Here is an 18,979-nt window from a genome sequence, read left to right as displayed (position 1 = left end):
ACCCGAGGTACCCGAACGACCACAGGCCCCCAACGGCCACTCCTGGCCACCCGGCACCCCTACGGTCCCCGCACGGCCCCGCGGGTCACGTCTCTACTTGTCGGCCACGCGCTTGAGCTGGTTGGCCAGGTCACCGCTGGCGAAGTCGATCGTGTTGAACAGATCCTGCACGTCGCGCCCGCCCTCGCTGTCGTTCACGATGATGCCGCCGGCGATGTTGTCCGTGAGGAAGACGCCCATGGCGAAGTTGTTCGAGGCGCCGGGGACGTCGGAGAAGTCCTCACCGGCGTCGCTGGCCATGGCCAGCGCGATGCTCTGGTCCCCCACGTTGGTCTGGTCCCAAAGGTAGGAGGCGGTCATGCCGAAACCGAAGTCCTCCTCGTGGATCTCACCGGGCTGGGCCTGCTCGTCCATGAACTCGTCGTTGAACTGGGTCCCGTCGAAGACCTCCTCGAACTCCTCCAGGGTCTGCGGGTCCTCGAGGTCGACCAGCTCCGCGTTGATCTCGACGGTGACGCCACCGGACTCACCGCTGCAGCTCAGGGTCCCGTAGGAGGAATCGATGCTGCGGTCGTCCGCGTCGAAGCCACCGCTCAGCGCGGGGGGTCCGTCCTCGAAGAACGGTTCGAGGAACGAGCCGTCGACCGCCTCGGAGCAGTCGTTGGGCAGGGAGACGTACTCACCGCCGGAGTTGGCGAGGACCAGCACACCACCGACCACCACGATCAGCAGCACCGCCGCGGCCGCACCGCCGATGATCAGACCGGTCTTCTTCTTCGGAGCACCGGCACCGGGCCCCTGAGGGCCGTGGCCGGGAGGGTACTGCCCGGGAGGGCCCTGCGGCGGGAACTGCCCGGGCGGGCCCTGCGGAGGCTGCGGTCCGAACCCGGGCGGCGGGCCCTGGGGCGGCTGCTGGCCATATCCCGGAGGCTGCTGGCCGTAACCGGGCGGCGGCCCCTGCGGGGGCATCCCCTGCGGCGGGTACTGCCCGGGCGGGCCCTGGGGCGGCTGCTGTCCGAACCCGGGCGGCGGGCCGGGCTGCCCCGGGTAGGGGCCCTGCGGGCCGTTCGGGGTCGGGGGCTGTCCCATGGGGTTACCTCGTGGTCTGCTCTGTTGGAAAAGGGCCCTTCAGTTTTACCGGACACAAGCCGCGAAGAGTCATCCTCAGTCCTGTTCCGGTCACCTCCCAGTGCACGGATCACGAAGGAACAGGGCCGGGATCACACCGCAACGGCGGCGGACCGGCCCGCCAGGTCCGCGCCGGACCCACAATGGGGACGTGAAAGGAACTCTCCGTATCCACCTGGGTTCGGCCCCGGGCGTTGGAACCACACACCACGCGCTGGCCGAGGCGCGGCGCCGGGCCGAACGCGGGGTGGACGTCGTGGTCGGCGCGGTGCACACCCATCGCCGAATCCACACCTCGGCGCTGCTCGAAGGCCTGGAGACCGTCCCGCCGCTCCCCTCGGGGGCAGTGGACACCGCCGCGGTGATCGCCCGGGGCCCCCGGGTGGTGCTCGTGGACGACCTGGCCCGGCCCAACGGACCCGGCTCCCCCAACTCCGCGCGCTGGCAGGACGTGGAGGAGCTGCTGGCGGCGGGGATCGACGTGCTGTCCACGGTGGGTATCCACCACCTGGACTCGCTCTACGACGTCGTCCACCAGATCACCGGTGCCCGGCCCGAGTACACCGTCCCGGACCGCGTGGTGCGCGGGGCCGCGGAGATCGAGCTGGTCGACGTCACGCCCCAGGAGCTGCGCCGCCGCATGGCCCACGGCGACCTGCACCCGGCGGAGCGGGTCGACGCGGCGATGGCCGACTACTACCGCGAGGGCAACCTGGCGGCCCTGCGCGAGCTCGCCCTGCTCTGGACCGCCGACCGGGTCGAGGAGGGGCTCACCCGCTACCGGGGCGAACACGAGATCCGCAACACCTGGGAGGCCCGGGAACGGGTGGTGGTGGCGCTGACCGGCGGGCCCGAGGGCGAGACGCTGATCCGCCGCGCCGCCCGGGTGGCGGCCCGCTCCAGGGGCGGCCGCCCCCAGCCGAGCCACCTGCTCGCGGTGCACGTGGTGCCGCCGAGCGGGATCGGTGAACAGCCCACCGGGGAGCTGCTGCGGCAGCGGCACCTGCTCGCGGAGCTGGGCGGCACCTACCACCAGGTGGTGGGTACCGACGTGCCCTCGGCCCTGCTGGAGTTCGCGCGCGGCGCACACGCCACCCAGATCGTGCTGGGTTCCTCCCGCAGGCGCCCCTGGCAGTACGTGTTCGGGCCCGGGGTAGGCACGATCGTGTCCCGGGAGTCCGGCGACATCGACGTGCACATCGTCACGCACGAGGAGGTGGGCCGGGGCCGCTGGCCGCTTCCCGCGGTGGGCCGGGGCCTGAACGAGCACCGTCGGCTGTGGGGGTGGGCGCTGGCCCTGATGGCCCCGCCGTTCCTCACCCTGGTGCTGGCGCTTCCGGTCTTCGTACAGGTCGGACCTGCCTCGGACCCCTTGTTGCTGCTGTTCATCACGGTGGCCACGGCGGCGGTCGGCGGTCTGCCCCCGGCACTGGCCTCGGCGCTGTGGAGCGCGCTCCTGCTCACCGTGCTGCTGTCACCGCTGCACGGGCGGCCGTCGATGTCCCTGGACAACTTCCTGGCGATGGCGGCGTTCGTACTGGTGGGCGCGTTGGTGGCGGTGATGGTGGAGACGGCCGCCCGCCGGTCGGCCCAGGCGGTGCGCGGCCGGGCCGAAGCGGACGCGGTCACCCTGCTGGCGGCGAGCGTGCTGTCCGGGAACGAACCTCTCCAGGCGCTGCTGCGGCGGATCCGGGAGACCTTCGGGCAGCGGTCGGCGACCCTGCTGGAGCGGTTGGACGACGGCCGCTGGCACGCGGTGCACAGCGTGGGCGCCCCGGCCTGTGAGACGCCCGAGGAGGCGGACGCCCTGGTGTCGGTCTCGGACACGGTGGCGCTCGGACTGCGCGGCCGGATGCTGCCCGCCGCCGACCGGGGCGTGCTGGGGGCTTTCGCCACCCACGTGGGGATCGCGCTGGAACACCGGCGGCTGGCCTGGGACGCGGCCGAGGCCCGGGGCCAGGCGGCGGGCAACCGGATGCGCACCGCGCTGCTGGCTGCGGTCTCGCACGACCTTCGTACCCCGCTGACCTCCATCAAGGCGAGCGTGTCCAGTCTGCGGGCCACCGACATCCGGCTTTCGGAGGAGGACCGCGCGGAGCTGCTGGAGACCGTCGAGGAGTCCGCGGACCGGCTGAACCGGCTGATCGGGAACCTGCTGGACATGAGCCGGGTGCAGACCGACAGCGTGCGGCCCCACCTCCATGCCGTGGCGCTGGAGGAGGTGCTTCCGGCAACCCTGCTGGGCGTGCCGACCGACGCGGTGGTGGTGGACGTCCCAGGCGACCTGCCCCGGGTCCGGGTGGACGCCGGCCTGCTGGACCGGGCCGTGGCCAACGTGGTCACCAACGCGGTCCGGTACAACCCCGATCCCCGGACCCCGGTACTGGTGGCGGCCAGCGCGCACGGGGACAGCGTGCAGCTGCGGGTGGTGGACCGGGGCCCGGGCGTCTCGGACGAGGCCAAACAGCGGATGTTCGAGGCCTTCCAGCGCCTGGGTGACGCTCCCCAGGGAACGGGGGTCGGTCTGGGACTGGCGGTGGCACGTGGTTTCGTTGAGGCGATGCACGGCACCCTCGCCCCCGAGGACACCCCGGGCGGCGGACTGACGATGGTGTTCACCCTGCGTGCGGTGGACGAGGGCGAAGACGAAGAGGAGAGCCATGCGGGTCCTGGTCGTTGACGACGACGTGCAGATCATCCGAGCGATGCGGATCAACCTGAGGGCCCGCGGCTACGACGTGGACACCGCGGCGAACGGGGCGAGCGCGCTCCGGCTCGCCTCGGAGCAGCACCCCCACGTGGTGCTGCTGGACCTGGGGCTGCCGGACATGGAGGGTGTGGAGGTCATCCAGCGGCTGCGCGGGTGGTCCCAGGTGCCCATCATCGTGCTGTCGGCCCGGCATTCGGCCGGGGAGAAGGTGCGCTGCCTGGACTCGGGCGCGGACGACTACGTCACCAAGCCGTTCGGGATGGACGAGCTGCTGGCCCGGATGCGCGCCGCCGAACGCCGGGCGACCCCGGTCGAGGAGGCCCCGGTGGTGCGCACGGACTCCTTCGAGGTGGACCTGGGCGCCAAACGCGTGGTCCGCGACGGCGAGGAGGTGCGGCTCACCCCGACCGAGTGGCACATCCTGGAGCTCCTGGCCCGCAACACCGGGCAGCTGGTCAGTCAGCGCCAGATCCTGCACGACGTGTGGGGGCCGAGCTACCAGAACGAGACCAACTACCTGCGGGTCTACCTGGCCCAGCTGCGCCGCAAGCTGGAGCCGGATCCGTCCCACCCGCGCTACCTCATCACCGAGGCCGGACGCGGATACCGCTTCGAGCGGGAGGGCTAGTCTCCCGGTGGAGGACGGCGCTTTGAACAACAGCGTGTACGTGGGTAACGCGGGCAGGGACGCGGCCCTGGACCGGGGCTGGCTGCTCGGGCACTTCAAGGATTCCGGCGATCCCCGCCACAGCGGGGATGTCGAGATCAAGTGGGGTGTGCACGAGGCGGGCGAGGAACGGTCCGTCTGGGTCAGCGCGGAGGAGCCGGTGGTGCTGACCGTCCGCTGGCCCTCGGCCCCGGGCTACCGCGTCCCGGAACAGTAGGTGTGGGGCGGCCCCCGCCGGGGCCGCCCCACCGCTCCGGTCGCCCTACACGTTCACCCCGCACAGGCTCATCATCAGATCGAACTCGAAGGAGTCGGTCTGGCCGCGGTTGGCCTTGGATACCGCGAAGCAGGGAGCGAAGGCGCGCACCCACTCCATCATCCGCTCGCCGTCCACCCCCATCACGCTGGAGAGCACACCCACGCGGTGCTCCACCTCGGTGATGCTGTCGGCCTTCCACACGGCCCACTCGACCGCGTCCGCGGCGCTGTCGCCCAGGCAGGCGCGCGGGTCGAGGACGACCAGCCCGCGCGCGCCGCCGTCGATCACGTTGCCGGGGTGCAGGTCCCCGTGCAGCGGGACCACGTCGACCTCACCGATGGCCAGGTCGCGGGCCTTGGCCGCGCCCCGGTGCATCATGGCGGCCGGGACGAGGTCCGCGGCGGGGCCCTCCTCGCGCTCGCGGCCCCACATCTCGAACACGAACTGCACCCGAGCCGAGAGCGGGCGCAGCTCCATCCGCTCGGCCGGACTGACCTGGACGGCGTGCAGCTGGGCGATGAGGCCGCCGATGGTCTCCATCGGCGGGACCACCCCCTTGGCCGAGATCGTGTCGCCCTCGATCCGTTCCATCAGCACGGCACCGCGTTCGGCGTCCACGCCCCACACGTCGGGGACGCGGTGGGAGGATTCCCACATCCGCAGGAGTCCGGCCTCGGAGACGGCCAGGCCGCTGTCCGGGGAGATCTTGAGGACGCCCTCGCCGTGGTCGGTGTGACGGACGTAGAGGACCACGGACGTGCGGCCGTGCGGGGCGGGCCCCTCGATGGTCAGCCCCCACTCGGCGGCCAGTTTCTCGACGATCGCGGGCAGCTCCGCCAGCCACTCGGTGACCTGGCTCCCGAAGCGCCGTTCCAGGCGGCGGCGCTGCCGGTCATCGACGAACTGCGCTGTGACGTCGTTCATACATCCACCTTCGGTTCGCTCACGTCGATGCCTGCCGGAGCTGGCCCCGTCCCGGTTCGGCGGACGGGGAGGTCCGCGGCGGGAGAACGTCTTCGGGGCATGGGCCGGCCGCGGGGGGAGCTCCACACCGGGCTGACATGCACGAACCTTCGCGAAGGGGCGTGCCCGAACCGTCACCGCACCGCGTGTGTGTCGCTACGGCGTCGGATTCCGCACTGTGGGTGCGGGGAGTTCCCGCCCGTGGGGCACATACCCATCCTCGTGGTCCGGGTAACGGTGTCTCGGCTGATCTCGGCGACGAGATCACGGTGGGTTCCCGCGCGGACACTTCAGGTGAGCCGCCCCTTCACCGCCCGGTGCTGGGCGAGGAGTGTGTCCACGACCAGGTCAGAGGGCCACAGCGGGGCCGTGATGGCGGTGGCGTCCAGCCCGCGGAGCAGGTCGAAGTCGGGGCCGTCGACCAGTCGCCACGCGGCGACCGCGACCCGGTCGCGGTCATCGCGGCGCAGCCGGTCGACGGCGTCGAAGACCGAGGGCGCCCAGGTGCGCAGGTAGCCGACCTGGACCGGGGAGGACAGCCGTCGGCTGAGCATCCGGGCCACGTCCATGACCACCTGCCGCTCCTCGGTTCCGGTGGTGCCGTCGGCGGCCAGGACCACCCCGTCCTCGGATTTCCAACCGGAGTCGGCGAGACGGCCGGCGAGGTCGGCCACGATGGAGGGGACAGCGCCCAGGGGTGAGGTCTGGCAGGAGTTCGCCAGGCCGGCGGGGTCGAGCCGGGAGAGCAGGTGGGAGCTGGCCACGTCGCCGCCGGCGACGTAGGCGGGCACGACCACCTTGGGGCCGCGGACGGAGTGGAGCGTGGCGTTGACCTCGTCGGGACTACCGAAGGCCGCCTTCACGGGCGCCTCGCCGCGGTCGGCCACCGCCTCCGCCAGCCCGCACAGGGCCTCACGTCGGTGGGCGTCACGCGAGTCATCGGCTACGAGAACCATCGTGGGGACCATGCACGGCTCCTTGGAATCGCTGAGAGTTCTGCCGTTGTCCATCGAGCGTAAATCTGTGTAGTTTCAGGCGGGTTCCCACGTGTTACGCGGAGGAAAACAGCAGATAATGGCTGGGATGGCTATCACCTGGGGAAGACTTGGTGAACCACCACAATCCCCGAAAAAGTACGGCGTGTCCACTTATCTCGAGGGTGGCGTGCGTCTCCCAACAAGAGCCAGAGAAGATAGACAAAAACCCACTCTTTCCGCACCAGACCCGCTGACCTCGCAGGACCACCCAATTCTCCGTCCAGCTACGCCACCGCCAATGGGCAGAACGCGCCAGAGACCACTTTCCCGGATACCCGGAGCGACAAACCCGCAGAATTCACGGAAGCTCTCCAGAGAAATCCCCTCAGGACAGCCGATGCGAATGCACGCGACAAGTGCACGGGGCAGGTGCACGTGACAGTTGCATGCGGCAGGTGCACGTGCGTCCGAATACGCAACCGCCCGGCGCTCCGGCCGGAACTCCGACGAACGGGAAACCGGAGCGGCGCCCCGAGTGGACTTCGCCGCGCCGTGGCCCGGGGCGCGCACGACCCGAACCACGACCCCTTGCCATACCGCTCACCCCTTTGTCAAGGGTGCGAGCTCCCCCTCCTCCGTATAACCGCACACCACTTGACGTGGGGAGACAGGGTGCGAGTCCGGCGTGATCACTTGCCATCGCCCCGCACCCGGACCACACTTGGAAACCGACGGAAGGGACTTCGGGTCCCACCAGCACCCCGCTGTCCCTCCCGCACGCGATTCGGACGGCCTCCCCACGGCCCCGTCACCGCGCGGCACCGAAACCCACCGAACCGCCCCCCAGACTGGAGTTGAGCATGGTCGTCCACCCTCGGGTGCGGACGCTTACCCAGGCTTTCCTCGCCAACGCTGATCAGGAGGCCCCCGGGCTGGTCCAGGGTCTCTACCTGACCGGTTCGGTCGCCCTCGGCGACTTCCGCCCGCACACCAGCGACGTCGACTTCGTCATCGTGACCGGCCGCCGCTCCGGGGAGGACGTCGACGCCCTGCGCCGCATCCACGCGCGCACCCGCGGCGAGGTCCCCCGCCCCCAGTTCAACGGCGTCCACGTCACCTGGGACGAGCTCAACCAGGCCCCCGGCGACTGCGGTCCCGTCCCCTCCGTGATCAACGGACGCTTCCGCACCAGCGCGTCCGTCGACGTCAATCCGGTCACCTGGCACATCCTGGCCGAGCGCGGCGTGACCGTCCGCGGCCCGCACCCCGTGGAACTGGACGTGTGGGACGAGCCGGAGAGCCTGCGCGACTGGTCCCTCGGCTCGCTCGACGAACACTGGTGCCGCTGGCGCGAGAAGGCCGGTCGGCTGGTCACCCCGCGCGGTCTGGCCGTCCTCGGCTCGCTGGCCCCGTCGTGGAGCGTGCTGAGCGTCAGCCGCCTGCACTTCACGCTCAAGACCGGTGAGATCACCTCCAAGTCCGGCGCGGGCGCCTACGCCCTGCACGCCTTCCCCGAGCGCTGGCAGCGCATCGTCAACGAGTGCCTGCGCGTGCGCCGCGGCGCCCAGACCCCTTCCCTGTACGAGAGCGCCCTGGCCCGCCGCCGCGCCGCCCTCGACTACATCGAGATGGTCCTGGACGATTCCCTGCGCCCCGGCCTGGCCACCTGACCCCTCCCCCGTGCCCCTGTCCACAGGTTGCCCACAAGGACGGGCGAGCCATGACGTCGGGGAACTAATCTGGTTTCATGACCATGCGCCCCATCGTCCGCTTCGGCGACCCCGTTCTCGTGACCAAGACCGCCCCCGTGACCACCTTCGACCAGCGCGCGGAGAAGCTGGTCCGCGACCTCCTCGACACCGTGGACGCCCCCGGGCGGGCCGGGGTGGCCGCCACCCAGATCGGTGTGGGCTCACGCGTGTTCAGCTACGCCGTCGAGGGCCGGATCGGGTACGTGATCAACCCGGAGATCGTCGAGCTCTCCGAGGAGCTCCAGGACTGCGACGAGGGCTGCCTGTCCATCCCGCGGCTCTGGTACCGGACCAAGCGCGCCGAGCGGGCCGTGGTCAAAGGTGTGGACCTGCGCAACGAGCCGGTCACCGTCGAGGGCACCGGACTGATGGCCCAGTGCCTCCAGCACGAGACCGACCACCTGGACGGCATGCTCTACATCGACCGCCTGGACTCCGAGACCCGCAAGCGGGCGCTGCGGGACATCCGCCGCTCGGACTGGTTCCTGCCCTCCGAACAGCCCGCGCCCACCACCTCCGTGCGCCTGCCCAGCGCCTTCGGCGGAAACGGCTGAATCCTCCCGGCCCTGCCCCCGCAGCCCCGCGGCGGCCGACCTGCGGGTGACCGGACCGATCCCTCCCCTTGACGTTCGGTCCGGTCACCCGGTCCGGGTATCTTCTGGACAGATCCCCGCTCAACCCCCACAGCAACGCGAGTCAACTCACTGTGCACGTAACGCCAAGATCTCGTATGGTCTGCTGAGTAACTCCTCTCCCGTGACGGCACAGCCGTCCCCCGGCGATGCGGATGATCTCAGACCATCCACGGAGCAGACATGACTTCCACTCCTCGCAACTCCCCCCGTCGCGGCCGGTTCACCGCGTCCCTCGCCGTCGTCACCGCCGTGATGCTCACCGGCCTGCCCGGTGTCGCCCATGCAGACCCCGACGACGTCGACATCGACGAACTCACCGAGCGCGCGGAGGAGCTCGAGGAGACCTACGACGGCGAGCTGCTCCAGTACACCGAGATCAAGGACCGGGCGGAGGCCGCCGAGGCCGAACTCGAGGAGCTCGAGGAGCGCCTGGAGAAGTCCCGCGGCGGGGTGTCGGCCATCGCCGCCGCCAGGTACAAGGGCGACGGCTTCGACCCCACCCTCCAGGTCGTCTTCTCCAGCGACCCCGAGGACATGTTCGTCGACGCCGCCAACGTCGACTACCTCGGGCAGAACCAGGCCGAGCAGATCTCCGAGCTCATCGCTCTGCGCGACGAGCAGGCCGAGCTCACCGAGGAACTCCAGGGCGAGCTGGCCGAGGCCTCCGATCTGATCGACGAGCTGGAGGAGCAGCGCGAGGAGGTCGAGAAGCGGATCGAGGAGTACGAGGCCGAGCAGGTCCCGGCGGAGCCGGAGACCCCCGGTGCCGGCGGAGGCGGCGGCAACGGCACGGTCCCCGACAGCGCGCGCGGCGGCGGCTGGGAGCAGACCCAGCCCCGGATGGCGGCCATCCGCGACGAGATCATCATGGAGTTCGGCGCTCCCTACCCGGTGGGCTGCTGGCGGCCGAGCAACGACGACCACGGCACCGGTACCGCCTGCGACTTCATGATGAGCGCCAACGGCGCCGCGCCCTCAGCGGAGAACAGGGCCCTGGGCCAGGCGATCTCCGACTACGGCATCGCCAACGCGGACCGGCTGGGCATCAAGTACATCATCTGGGAACAGCAGATCTGGCAGTCGACCTCGCGCCAGTGGACCTGGATGAACGACCGCGGCGACCTCACCCAGAACCACTACGACCACGTGCACATCAGCTCGTACTGATCCACCCGGGGTCAGGGCGGCACAGGGTTCACTTCCGGCGCAGGGCCAGTGGTAGGACCGCGGCCAGGGACACGGCCACGATCGCGAAGGCCGGTCCGTAACCCATGAGCTGGATGACCAGGCCGAGGCCGATCGCCCCGGCCCCGGTACCCGCGTCGTAGCCGATGTTCCACCACGCGCTGGCGCGCCCGTAGCCGGTCGGTCCGGCGCGTTCCAGCATCACGGTGACGGCCTCGTTCTGCACCGCGCCGAACCCGAGCCCGAACAGCGCCGTCCCACCCAGCACCAGCAGGGCCACGCCCGCCCCCGGCGAGCCGTCGCCGTTGGCCCACAGCCCGGCGGTGAGCAGCCCCGTGCCCGCGACCGCCGCGAGGGTTCCGGGCAGCAGTAGGACGGTGCGCCGGTAGCGGTCGTACAGGACCCCGGCGGTCCACCTGCCGGTGACGAGCATCAGCGCGTAGGCGGCCAGTAGTGCGCTGACCAGCCAGGCCGCCTGTTCGAACGGGATGGCCAGGAAGGTGACGACGGCGCTGGCGGCCGAGGACACCACCAGCATGATGATCAGCGGCGCGGCCAGGGCGCTCAGGAGTGGGAGGCCGCGCGGGGCGCTCGGCGCCTCGGCGGTCCCCTTCCCGGCCTCGGGGCCCGCTCCGCGCAGCGCCGCGCGGTTGCGGCCGCCGTCGGCGAACCAGATGCCGGAGGCCAGCGCCGCCGCCAGCACGCCGCAGATCCCGGTGAGCCAGAAGGCGGTGTCGAATCCGATGCTGAGCGCCAGCGCCACCCCGCCGGGCAGGATGACGATCTGCGGGAGCCCGACGGCGAGGCCGTAGTAGCCGGTGGCCCGGCCGACCTGTTCCTTGGCGACCAGGCGGGCGGCGAGCGCCGTCCCTGCCACGGTCACCATCCCGAAACCCACCCCGCGCACCGCCGAGACCGCCACCAGCGGCCCGAGGTCGGTGGTGAGGGCGAACAGCGGCATGGGCAGGCCCATGATGAGGGATCCGACCGGGAACGCCCACCGGTAGCCGCCCGCGTGGTCCAGCAGCCAGGGCATGGCCAGCTGGGTGATGACGGTGGTGAGCATGAACGCGGCGGTGGTGGCGCCCGCCCCGAACTCGCCCGCGCCGCCCCGGCTGGCCCACAGGGGCACGAGGGGCAGGACGGCGGCGAACCCGCACAGTCCGGCCGCGGTGGCCAGGATGAGCAGGGCGAAGCCGCGCCCCCTCAGGCCGGGGAGGTCGGCCTCGGTGAACTCGGGGTCACCTTTCCCGGCGGCGGAGGAGCGAGATCGGATCATCCGTCCTTTCTAGCCGAGTCGCCGTGGCCTGTCGATGCGGGTCACCTGCCCCGGTGGCTGAGGCCTGGTACCCGCACCCGACCCGGTCGGAGCCTCAGGCGGGTCGCTCCCTCTGCGGCAGCCGCTCGCCGAGCCACTCGCGCAGGCGGGCCACCAGGTCGGAGCTGACGGCCCTCTCCGCGTGGCCCATCTCCGGGATGATCCACAGGTCCTTGGGTTCGCGGGCGGCGTCGTAGATGGCGGTGGCGTGCGAGACCGGGAAGTAGGCGTCGGCGTCGCCGTGCACGACCAGCAGCGGGGCCGGCGCGACCTCGCCGGCGATCTCACGGGGTTCGGCCGGAGTGGGGTTCCATCGCTGGTCGGTGACCCGGACCTTGCGGAAGCGCTTCAGGAAGGCGCGGCCGAAGGTCTTGCCGATCCCGATGTGCAGCAGGCGCATCGCCCGGGTGCCCTGGTAGTGCCAGCGGCTGGGCCCGCTCACGGACACCACGGCACTGGTGCCGCCGTAGATGGCGGCGTGCCGGATCGCGACCGCCGCGCCCATCGAGAAGCCCACGGCGGCGATGTGGGTGTAGCCGAGCTCGCGCAGGCGGCTCACCACCGCTTCGAGGTCGTGGATCTCGGCGTTGCCCACCGTGCTGCGGCCTCCGGAGCCGTGGTGGCCCCGGAAGTCGAAGGTCATCACGTCGCCCACGGACAGCAGGCCCTCGGCGATGGCGCGGGTGTGCGGGCTGCGGTAGGTGCCGATGAAGCCGTTGGCGAGGACCACCGCGGTGGTGCGGGGCTGGGCACGGCGCAGCAGCACGGCGTCGATCCCCACGCCGTCCGAGGTGGTCAGCCAGAAACGGTTCTCCTGGGGCTGGGCGATGGGGTGGTCAATGGCATCGGACACCACTCCATCGTGCACGATCAGTCGCGGGGCGGGGAGCCCGGCCCCGGTGTGTCGCCCTCGGGGCCGTGGTGGCGGTCGATCCACTCGTCCGGGTAGAGGCGGTGCCCGCCCTGGTCAGCTGCGGGTCCGGGACCGGAGCGGAAGTCACCGCCGTCCGACGAGGGCGGAGCGGACGGGTGGGGGTAGGCGGGCGGCGGGCCCTGTGGAGGCTGCGGTGGCTGCTGCGGTGGCTGCTGACCGTAACCGGGTGGCGGCCCCTGCGGGAGCCCCTGCGGCGGCCGGTGCTGAGGCGGCTGCTGGGGGGTCGGCCGGTACGGGGGCGGCGATGCCTGCTGGAAGTGGCCCGGCCCGGGCTGGGGCGGCCGGGGGCCCGGGTTGTGGGGGTTCGGGTTGTGGGGCCCCGGATAAGGCGCGGACTGCCCGAACGGCGGGGTACCAGCGGAAGGCGGACCCTGCTGAAGCGGCGGCGCGGGCGGGCCGGCCGGTACGGCGGCGGCCATGGGCTCGTTCTCGGTCCGGTCGGCCTCGACCGCCTCGAACTCCCCCGTCCGACCGTAGTCGTCCTCGCCGTACTCCGTGTCCCCGTGACCCCGGTCCTCGTACCCGTCGCCCTCGTACCCGTCGTACTCGTACTCGTCGTACTCGTCGTCGTAGCGGTCCCCGGAGCGGTAGGCCTCGTGCGCCGCCTCCCGGTCCGCCGCGGGCGGGAACACCACCGAGCGCAGGTTCAGCGCCACGTGGACCAGGACCGGGATGACCAGGCTGCCCGTCCCCAGGTACAGGATGGTGAACAGGGTCCCGGAGAAGCCCGCGCTGAGCAGACCCCACCAGCCCTGGTAGGCGTGGGCCACGGCGAAGACCACGATGGACAGCACGGCGGCGATCCACAGCGGGACCCCCATGCTGGCCACCAGGGTGATGAACAGCCCCCGGTAGAGGAGCTCGCCGAACACGCCTCCGGTGACCGCCATGCCCGCGGCCAGGCCCCGTTCGCGGCCGGTGCGCGGCAGGAGCAAGTACTGCTCTCGGCCGGGTTCGGGCAGGGTCATCGGCTTGGCGGCGCCGCGGCGCCCCCGGTGGCCCTTCCTCCCCCTGCCCTCGGTGCCCTCCGCGTCCGCGTCACCCGGCTTCGCGCGGCGCCCGGGCTTCCCCCTGCCGCCCTTGCCGCCGGACAGCTTGCCCAGGACCGGAAAGCGTTCCCTGGTGGGCAGGCCGTTGACCAGCACCCAGAAGGCGGCCAGCGCGATGAGCCCGCCGATCGCGGCGCCCACGATGGGCCCGAACGCGTCAGGGGTGCGCAGTCCCAGATCGACCAGGTTCAGCGCGGGCGAGACGAGCAGCACCACGAGGACCATCAGGCCCCACAGGACGTGGATCGCCACCGTGACGGCGTACAGCAGTCCGAGGGCTCGCTCGTCGCCGTCTCTGCGGCGTGACAGCCACGAGAACGCACGCCGACCGAGCAGGGGCTCGCCGAACGCCGCGAAGAACAGCAGCAGGACCGTCAGAAGGGTCCCGGCGAGACTGAATTGAGGAAGACTTTCCGACCATGGCACGGGCACAGCCTAGAAGAACATCCCGGGTCATAGATCCCGAAGGGCCCCATCCGGGATATCGACCGGGTGACCTCTTGTTATCGGGGCTGCGAGGAGCGACCGTAGAGAGTGTCACAGGTCACACTTTCGGTGGTCTTGGTCGGCCACCGCCAAACCCCGAAGGGCTGGGCAGGCAAGGATGGTAGACCGAGCCGTAGCCGTACCGAGGGCCGCCAGGCCCCAGGACATCCGCAACATCGCGCTGGTCGGGCCGACCGGCGCGGGCAAGACGAGCCTGGTCGAGGCGCTGCTCCTCGCCGCCGGGGAGATCAAGCGCCCCGGCCGTGTGGAGGAGGGCACGACCGTCAGCGACCACGACGAGGTCGAGGTCCGGCAGAAGCGCTCCGTGCACCTGACCGTCAACCCCGTGATGGTGGGCGATGTCAAGGTCAACCTGCTGGACACCCCCGGTTACGCCGACTTCATCGGGGCGATGCGCGCCGGACTGCGAGGCGCGGACGCCGCCCTGTTCGTGATCTCCGCCCTGGACGGCGTGGACGGGCGCACCCGCATGCTGTGGGAGGAGTGCGCCGCCATCGGCATGCCGCGGGCGGTGGCCGTCACCAAGATCGACCACCCGCGAGCCGACTTCGACGAGGTGGTCGCACAGTGTCAGGACGCCTTCGGGTCCGGGGTACACGCCGCCTACGTCCCCGCGGTGGAGGGATCGGGCGACCAACGCGAACTCGTGGGGCTCTGGGGTCTGGTCTCGGAGCGCTACTACGACTACTCCGACGGGGGCGGGATGGAGTCCGCCCCCGCTTCGTGTCCGGCACCCGACTGGCTGCGTGAGCAGGCGGGACCGCTGCGGGAGACCCTCATCGAGGAAGTCATCACCGAGAGCGAGGACGAGGCGCTCATGGAGCGCTACATGGAGGGCGGCGAGCTGGATCCGGACCTGCTCATCGCCGACCTCAAGAAGGCGGTGGCCGCGGGCGGCTTCCACCCGGTGCTGGCGCTGAGCCCGACCCGCGGCGTGGGCGTGCGCGAGCTGCTGCGCGAACTCCCGCTCTCCTGCCCGGACCCGACCCGGTGCCCGTTCCCGTCGGTGAACCGCCCCGACGGCCACCCGGTCGAGGGCCTGTCCTGCGATCCGGAGGGGCCGCTGGTCGCCGAGGTGCTGAGCACCACCACTGACCCGTACGTGGGCCGGGTCAGCCTGGTACGGGTGTTCTCCGGGACGCTGGTGCCCGACGTCGACGTCCACCTGCACGGCCACGGGGTGCGCACCGGACTGGGCAACTCCGATGAGCTCGACCGCAGCGGGGACGAGGAGCGGCTGGGTTCGCTCTCGGTCCCGCTCGGTCGCCAGGCCCGCCCGGTGGGCGAGGTGATCGCCGGTGACCTGTGCCTGGTCTCGAAGCTGCCCGCGGCCCGGACCGGGGACACCCTGTCCGCGCCCGAACTGCCGTTCCGGGTCCCGCCGTGGCGCTTCCCCGATCCGATGATGCCGGTGGCGATCCGCGCCGCCTCGGCCTCCGACGAGGACAAGCTGTCCCAGTCGGTGTCCCGCCTGGTGGCGGAGGACCCGTCGCTTCGGGTACGGATCAACCCCGAGACCCACCAGATGGTCCTGTGGAGCCTGGGCGAGGCCCACCTGGACGCCGCCCTGGACCGGCTCGAACACCGCTACGGGGTCCGGGTGGAGACCGAGGAGGTCCGTATCCCGCTGCGGGAGACCTTCACCGGCCCCGGCCAGGGCATGGGCCGCAACGTCAAGCAGAGCGGCGGGCACGGCGAGTTCGGGGTGTGCCGGATCCGGGTGGAGCCGCTGGAGTCCGGTGCCGGACTGGAGTTCGTGGACAAGGTCGTGGGCGGCGTGGTCCCCCGCCAGTACGTGCCCTCGGTGGAGAAGGGCGTACGCGCCCAGATGGCAGACGGCGTGGACCACGGCCACCCGCTGGTGGACCTGCGCGTGACCCTGTACGACGGCAAGGCGCACTCGGTGGACTCCTCGGACATGGCCTTCCAGAAGGCCGGGCGCCTCGCCCTGCGCGACGCCGCGTCCACCTCGGAGCTGGCCGTCCTGGAACCGGTGGACACGGTGACGGTGGAGGTCGACGACGCCTACCTGGGCGCGGTCCTGAGCGATCTGTCCGCCCGCCGCGGCCGGGTGGTGGGCACCGAGGCGGCGCCGGGCGGCCGGGTGGTGATCAGGGCGGAGGTACCCGAACTGGAGATCGTGCGCTACGCCGTGGAGCTGCGCTCGGTCTCCCACGGCACGGGGGTCTTCACCCGCGACTACCTCCGCCACGAACGCCTCCCCGAGCAGGTGGAGCGCCGCCTGGCCAAGGAGCGCTCGGAGGCCTAACCCGCCCTCCCTCCCCCGATGACGCTTCTATGTCAAGTGGCGGGTTGAAGACAGACCTCAGCCCGCCCTCTCACCACTTGATCAGCGACCATCGCCCGATACACCACATCCACCAGATGCCGCTTCAAAGCCCGATACGCACCCTTGGTGCCCTTGGCCCCCTCCCGGGAACGCACGAACTCCCGCGCTGGCTCACCCAGCCGGACCTGGACCACCCCGATCGAGTGCAACGCCCGATTCACCTGCCGGTTCCCACCCCGGTGCAACCGGTGCCGATCCCGCCCCGAGGAAAACACCGGAATCGGCGCGCTCCCCGCCCACCGCGCCATCCTCGCCGAGGTCGCAAACCGCGACACATCCCCCACCTGCGCAAGCAACACCGCAGCCCAGACCACACCCACACCACGAATCCCCAACAGGTTCGGCGCCAACGGCTCCACCAACTCCTTCAGGCGCCGCTCCACCTCGGCCGCACGCACGAACAGGGTGTGGATCTCCTCCAACTGCTCCAGCAGAGCCCACCGCACCATCTCGTCCAACCCGGCCCCCTCCACCAGCGCACGCACCCGCCCCACCTTGGCCCGGGTGGCCAACGCCCCCTGGCCCAGACGGTGGTCCAGCTCGATGTGCACCGCCGCCAGCACCCGGTTGGTCAGGGCCACACGCTGATCGGTCAGGTTCTGGCGCAGGTTCACCAGCACACGCACCTGCCGCACCTGCGGGTCGATCCGGTGACGGGCCAGGCCAGGGTCGGCCAGGGCCGCACGCGCGATGGCCACCGCGTCGATCACTGATGTTGCTTCAGTTCGGTAGACACCTGTGAGCTGGGGTTTTACGCGGCCTGAGACAGCGCCGCAAGCCTGTCTTGAGCAACTTCGGTGTGGCGACGTTCATACTCAGCCGGGCTGAGCTGACCATTGGCCGAATGCCGCCGCCAGGGGTTGTAGAACCCCTCGATATAGGAGAACACCTCCCGCTCCGCATCCGCCCTGGTGGCGAAACGGGTGCGGTCGATCAACTCGGTCTCCAACGACGCGAAGAAGCTCTCGGTGACGGCGTTGTCGTAACACGACCCCGTCCGCCCCGTCGAGGGAGCGATCCCTGCCTCTTCGCAGCGGCGACCAAAGGCCAGACTGGTGTATTGCGATCCCTTGTCCGAGTGATGGATCAGCCCCGGACCGGGACGGCGGGCGGTCACCGCCATGGCCAGCGCGTCGCAGACCAGATCGGCGCGCATGTGAGGGGCCATCGCCCAGCCCACGATGCGGCGCGAGAACAGGTCCATCACCACCGCCAGGTACACCCACCCCTGGTCGGTGGGCACGTAGGTGATGTCCGCGCTCCACTTGGTGTTGGGGGCATGGGCGGTGAAGTCACGACCGACCAGATCCGGTGGGGCTGTGGCCATCCGGTCCTGGGAGGTCAGGCTTTTGCGGCCGGTGCGGCGGTGGACCCCGACCAGGCCCTGGCGGCGCATCAGCCGGGTGATGCGGTTGCGTCCAGCGCGGATGCCGTCGAGCTCGGCCAGGTCGGCCTGGAGCCTGGGGGAGCCGTAGGTGCCGCGGGAGCGCTCGTGGTGGCCCTGGATGCGCTCGGACAGGTCAGCGTCGGAGCGTTCCTTGGCCGTGGGGCCGTCCTGGATTCGGTGGTGGTGTTTGTAGTAGCCCTGCCGCGATACGCCGAGCAGCCGGGACATCAGGGAGACGGAGTGGCGTGTCTTTTCTTCGTCGATCAGCCGGAACATCACCGACTGGTCTCCCGGACGAAGAAAGCCGTGGCCTTGCGCAGGATCTCGCGCTCTTCGCGCAGCTGGGCGTTCTCTCGGCGAAGGCGGGCCAGTTCGGCCTTGTCATCGCTGGTGGTGCCCTCTGCCTGGCCGGAGTCGATCTTGGCCTGATTGATCCAGGTGCGGATCGTCTGGGCCGAGGGTTCGAACTCAGCTGCCAGGTCCTCGGGGCTACGGCCGGAGCGGGCCAGCGCGATGATCTGATCGCGGTACTCCGGCGGGTACGCAGGGCGGGTCTTGGGCACTTCAATCTCCTCGTTCAATGACAAAGTATCCGAAAGCGGACACCTGTCCACCGAACCGAAGCAAGATCACACGTCGGACTTGGCGCCCACCGGCCCGCCCAGGCGGCGGTGGGCGGCCATGGCGCGCGGTGGCACCCACACCACCTCCTGGCCCGCCCCCAGCAGAGCGTCGGCCAGGGCCCGGCCCAGGCCGGGGCCGCCCTCGATGGCCCACAGCACCGGGCTGTTTGCGGCCAGGGCACGGATCCAGGCCAAGAGCTGGCCCAGGGCCTGGGGGCCCGTGTTGACCTTCTTGGCCCTGCCCAGGCGGGTGCCGTCCTGGGCCAGCGCGACGGCCTGGTGCATGTCCTTGTGCGGATCGATACCCACTGTCACCATGGTGGTGTCCTGCTTCCTCTTGGTCAGGAACGGGACGACTACCAGGGCCCTGGCCCGGGGGACAGATCTACTGTGAGTTATCGGCTGCACAGGCTTCTATGAGGTCACTCCCGCGGCCAGGGCCTTGGCCTGCGAGCGCTGGTGGACAGGTCATCGATAGGTCCACGCGGGACAGATCTTGCTGGAGTCACCCCAGCGCCGCTGCCGGGCGGCTCCCG

16 protein-coding genes are annotated in these 18,979 nt (G+C 71.0%); 7 read left to right on the top strand and 9 right to left on the bottom strand.

The genetic code is table 11. The features are described 5' to 3' along the window. Positions 1-93 precede the first annotated feature (93 nt). Positions 94-1,089, bottom strand: coding sequence for a hypothetical protein (locus HNR07_RS35340; protein WP_246420606.1), 996 nt, complete (start codon positions 1,087-1,089; stop codon positions 94-96). A gap of 190 nt (positions 1,090-1,279) precedes the next feature. On the opposite strand from HNR07_RS35340, the gene HNR07_RS32310 reads away from it, so the two are divergent. From HNR07_RS32310 to HNR07_RS32300, 3 genes are read left to right on the top strand one after another with little or no spacing between them, the layout of a single operon-like run. Further along, positions 1,280-3,808, top strand: a complete 2,529-nt coding sequence (locus HNR07_RS32310; protein ID WP_184370301.1) for an ATP-binding protein — start codon at positions 1,280-1,282, stop codon at positions 3,806-3,808. Then, positions 3,789-4,466 carry a response regulator gene (locus HNR07_RS32305; RefSeq protein ID WP_184370297.1) on the top strand — a complete coding sequence of 226 codons (678 nt, stop codon included), beginning with the start codon at positions 3,789-3,791 and terminating at the stop codon, positions 4,464-4,466. Before HNR07_RS32310 ends, HNR07_RS32305 begins: the two co-directional genes overlap by 20 nt. 22 nt (positions 4,467-4,488) lie before the next feature. After that, positions 4,489-4,722, top strand: coding sequence for a hypothetical protein (locus HNR07_RS32300; RefSeq protein ID WP_184370294.1), 234 nt, complete (start codon positions 4,489-4,491; stop codon positions 4,720-4,722). A gap of 45 nt (positions 4,723-4,767) precedes the next feature. Here HNR07_RS32300 and HNR07_RS32295 read toward each other — a convergent pair whose 3' ends face one another. Beyond that, a complete protein-coding gene (locus tag HNR07_RS32295; RefSeq protein WP_184370291.1) occupies positions 4,768-5,688 on the bottom strand; it encodes an aminoglycoside phosphotransferase family protein in 921 nt (306 codons plus the stop codon). Between the two features lie 329 nt (positions 5,689-6,017). Then, positions 6,018-6,695, bottom strand: coding sequence for a sirohydrochlorin chelatase (locus HNR07_RS32290; protein WP_184370288.1), 678 nt, complete (start codon positions 6,693-6,695; stop codon positions 6,018-6,020). A gap of 869 nt (positions 6,696-7,564) precedes the next feature. Between HNR07_RS32290 and HNR07_RS32285 the strand changes: the two genes are divergently transcribed. The 3 genes from HNR07_RS32285 to HNR07_RS32275 all read left to right on the top strand — a co-directional run bounded on the left by HNR07_RS32285 (position 7,565) and on the right by HNR07_RS32275 (position 10,257). Beyond that, positions 7,565-8,374, top strand: a complete 810-nt coding sequence (locus tag HNR07_RS32285) for a nucleotidyltransferase domain-containing protein (protein ID WP_184370285.1) — start codon at positions 7,565-7,567, stop codon at positions 8,372-8,374. Between the two features lie 77 nt (positions 8,375-8,451). After that, positions 8,452-9,009, top strand: a complete 558-nt coding sequence (def, locus tag HNR07_RS32280) for a peptide deformylase (RefSeq protein WP_184370282.1) — start codon at positions 8,452-8,454, stop codon at positions 9,007-9,009. A 261-nt stretch (positions 9,010-9,270) separates the two neighbouring features. Further along, positions 9,271-10,257 carry a coiled-coil domain-containing protein gene (locus HNR07_RS32275; RefSeq protein WP_184370279.1) on the top strand — a complete coding sequence of 329 codons (987 nt, stop codon included), beginning with the start codon at positions 9,271-9,273 and terminating at the stop codon, positions 10,255-10,257. A 28-nt stretch (positions 10,258-10,285) separates the two neighbouring features. On the opposite strand, the gene HNR07_RS32270 is transcribed toward HNR07_RS32275, so the two are convergent. From HNR07_RS32270 to HNR07_RS32260, 3 genes are all read right to left on the bottom strand, one after another. Then, positions 10,286-11,554 carry an MFS transporter gene (locus HNR07_RS32270; protein WP_184370276.1) on the bottom strand — a complete coding sequence of 423 codons (1,269 nt, stop codon included), beginning with the start codon at positions 11,552-11,554 and terminating at the stop codon, positions 10,286-10,288. A gap of 94 nt (positions 11,555-11,648) precedes the next feature. Continuing rightward, positions 11,649-12,446 (bottom strand): alpha/beta hydrolase, encoded by a 798-nt coding sequence (locus HNR07_RS32265; protein WP_184370273.1) that lies wholly within the window; start codon positions 12,444-12,446, stop codon positions 11,649-11,651. 17 nt (positions 12,447-12,463) lie between these two features. Beyond that, positions 12,464-14,002: a CPBP family intramembrane glutamic endopeptidase gene (locus tag HNR07_RS32260; protein ID WP_312894034.1), complete on the bottom strand. Its 1,539-nt coding sequence runs from the start codon at positions 14,000-14,002 to the stop codon at positions 12,464-12,466. A gap of 178 nt (positions 14,003-14,180) precedes the next feature. Between HNR07_RS32260 and HNR07_RS32255 the strand changes: the two genes are divergently transcribed. Next, the gene (locus tag HNR07_RS32255) at positions 14,181-16,352 is read left to right on the top strand and encodes an elongation factor G-like protein EF-G2 (protein WP_184370267.1); all 2,172 of its coding nucleotides are present in this window, start codon (positions 14,181-14,183) and stop codon (positions 16,350-16,352) included. A gap of 32 nt (positions 16,353-16,384) precedes the next feature. Here HNR07_RS32255 and HNR07_RS32250 read toward each other — a convergent pair whose 3' ends face one another. The 3 genes from HNR07_RS32250 to HNR07_RS32240 all read right to left on the bottom strand — a co-directional run bounded on the left by HNR07_RS32250 (position 16,385) and on the right by HNR07_RS32240 (position 18,761). Beyond that, the gene (locus tag HNR07_RS32250) at positions 16,385-17,143 is read right to left on the bottom strand and encodes a transposase (RefSeq protein ID WP_184370264.1); all 759 of its coding nucleotides are present in this window, start codon (positions 17,141-17,143) and stop codon (positions 16,385-16,387) included. A gap of 41 nt (positions 17,144-17,184) precedes the next feature. Then, positions 17,185-18,383, bottom strand: a protein-coding gene (locus HNR07_RS32245) for an IS3 family transposase (protein WP_184371482.1) whose coding sequence is annotated in 2 segments (ribosomal slippage) — positions 17,185-18,140 and positions 18,140-18,383 — 1,200 coding nt in all. Because the reading frame shifts where the segments join, the coding sequence is not laid out codon by codon here. Between the two features lie 66 nt (positions 18,384-18,449). Continuing rightward, the gene (locus HNR07_RS32240) at positions 18,450-18,761 is read right to left on the bottom strand and encodes an IS110 family transposase (protein ID WP_184370261.1); all 312 of its coding nucleotides are present in this window, start codon (positions 18,759-18,761) and stop codon (positions 18,450-18,452) included. Positions 18,762-18,979 lie beyond the last annotated feature (218 nt).

The sequence above is a fragment of the Nocardiopsis metallicus genome (assembly GCF_014201115.1).
GTDB classification, from domain to species: domain Bacteria; phylum Actinomycetota; class Actinomycetes; order Streptosporangiales; family Streptosporangiaceae; genus Nocardiopsis; species Nocardiopsis metallicus.
The sequence above is the reverse complement of the archived record's forward strand: the minus strand, read 5'-3'. Positions and strand labels throughout refer to the sequence as shown.

Excerpts from the sequence above, each read along its gene's own strand:
- HNR07_RS35340 (WP_246420606.1), bottom strand. The coding sequence starts at position 1,089 with ATGGGACAGCCCCCGACCCCGAACGGCCCGCAGGGCCCCTACCCGGGG.
- HNR07_RS32305 (WP_184370297.1), top strand. The coding sequence starts at position 3,789 with ATGCGGGTCCTGGTCGTTGACGACGACGTGCAGATCATCCGAGCGATG.
- HNR07_RS32295 (WP_184370291.1), bottom strand. The coding sequence starts at position 5,688 with ATGAACGACGTCACAGCGCAGTTCGTCGATGACCGGCAGCGCCGCCGC.
- HNR07_RS32290 (WP_184370288.1), bottom strand. The coding sequence starts at position 6,695 with ATGGTCCCCACGATGGTTCTCGTAGCCGATGACTCGCGTGACGCCCAC.
- HNR07_RS32285 (WP_184370285.1), top strand. The coding sequence starts at position 7,565 with ATGGTCGTCCACCCTCGGGTGCGGACGCTTACCCAGGCTTTCCTCGCC.
- def (WP_184370282.1), top strand. The coding sequence starts at position 8,452 with ATGACCATGCGCCCCATCGTCCGCTTCGGCGACCCCGTTCTCGTGACC.
- HNR07_RS32275 (WP_184370279.1), top strand. The coding sequence starts at position 9,271 with ATGACTTCCACTCCTCGCAACTCCCCCCGTCGCGGCCGGTTCACCGCG.
- HNR07_RS32270 (WP_184370276.1), bottom strand. The coding sequence starts at position 11,554 with ATGATCCGATCTCGCTCCTCCGCCGCCGGGAAAGGTGACCCCGAGTTC.
- HNR07_RS32255 (WP_184370267.1), top strand. The coding sequence starts at position 14,181 with ATGGTAGACCGAGCCGTAGCCGTACCGAGGGCCGCCAGGCCCCAGGAC.
- HNR07_RS32240 (WP_184370261.1), bottom strand. The coding sequence starts at position 18,761 with ATGGTGACAGTGGGTATCGATCCGCACAAGGACATGCACCAGGCCGTC.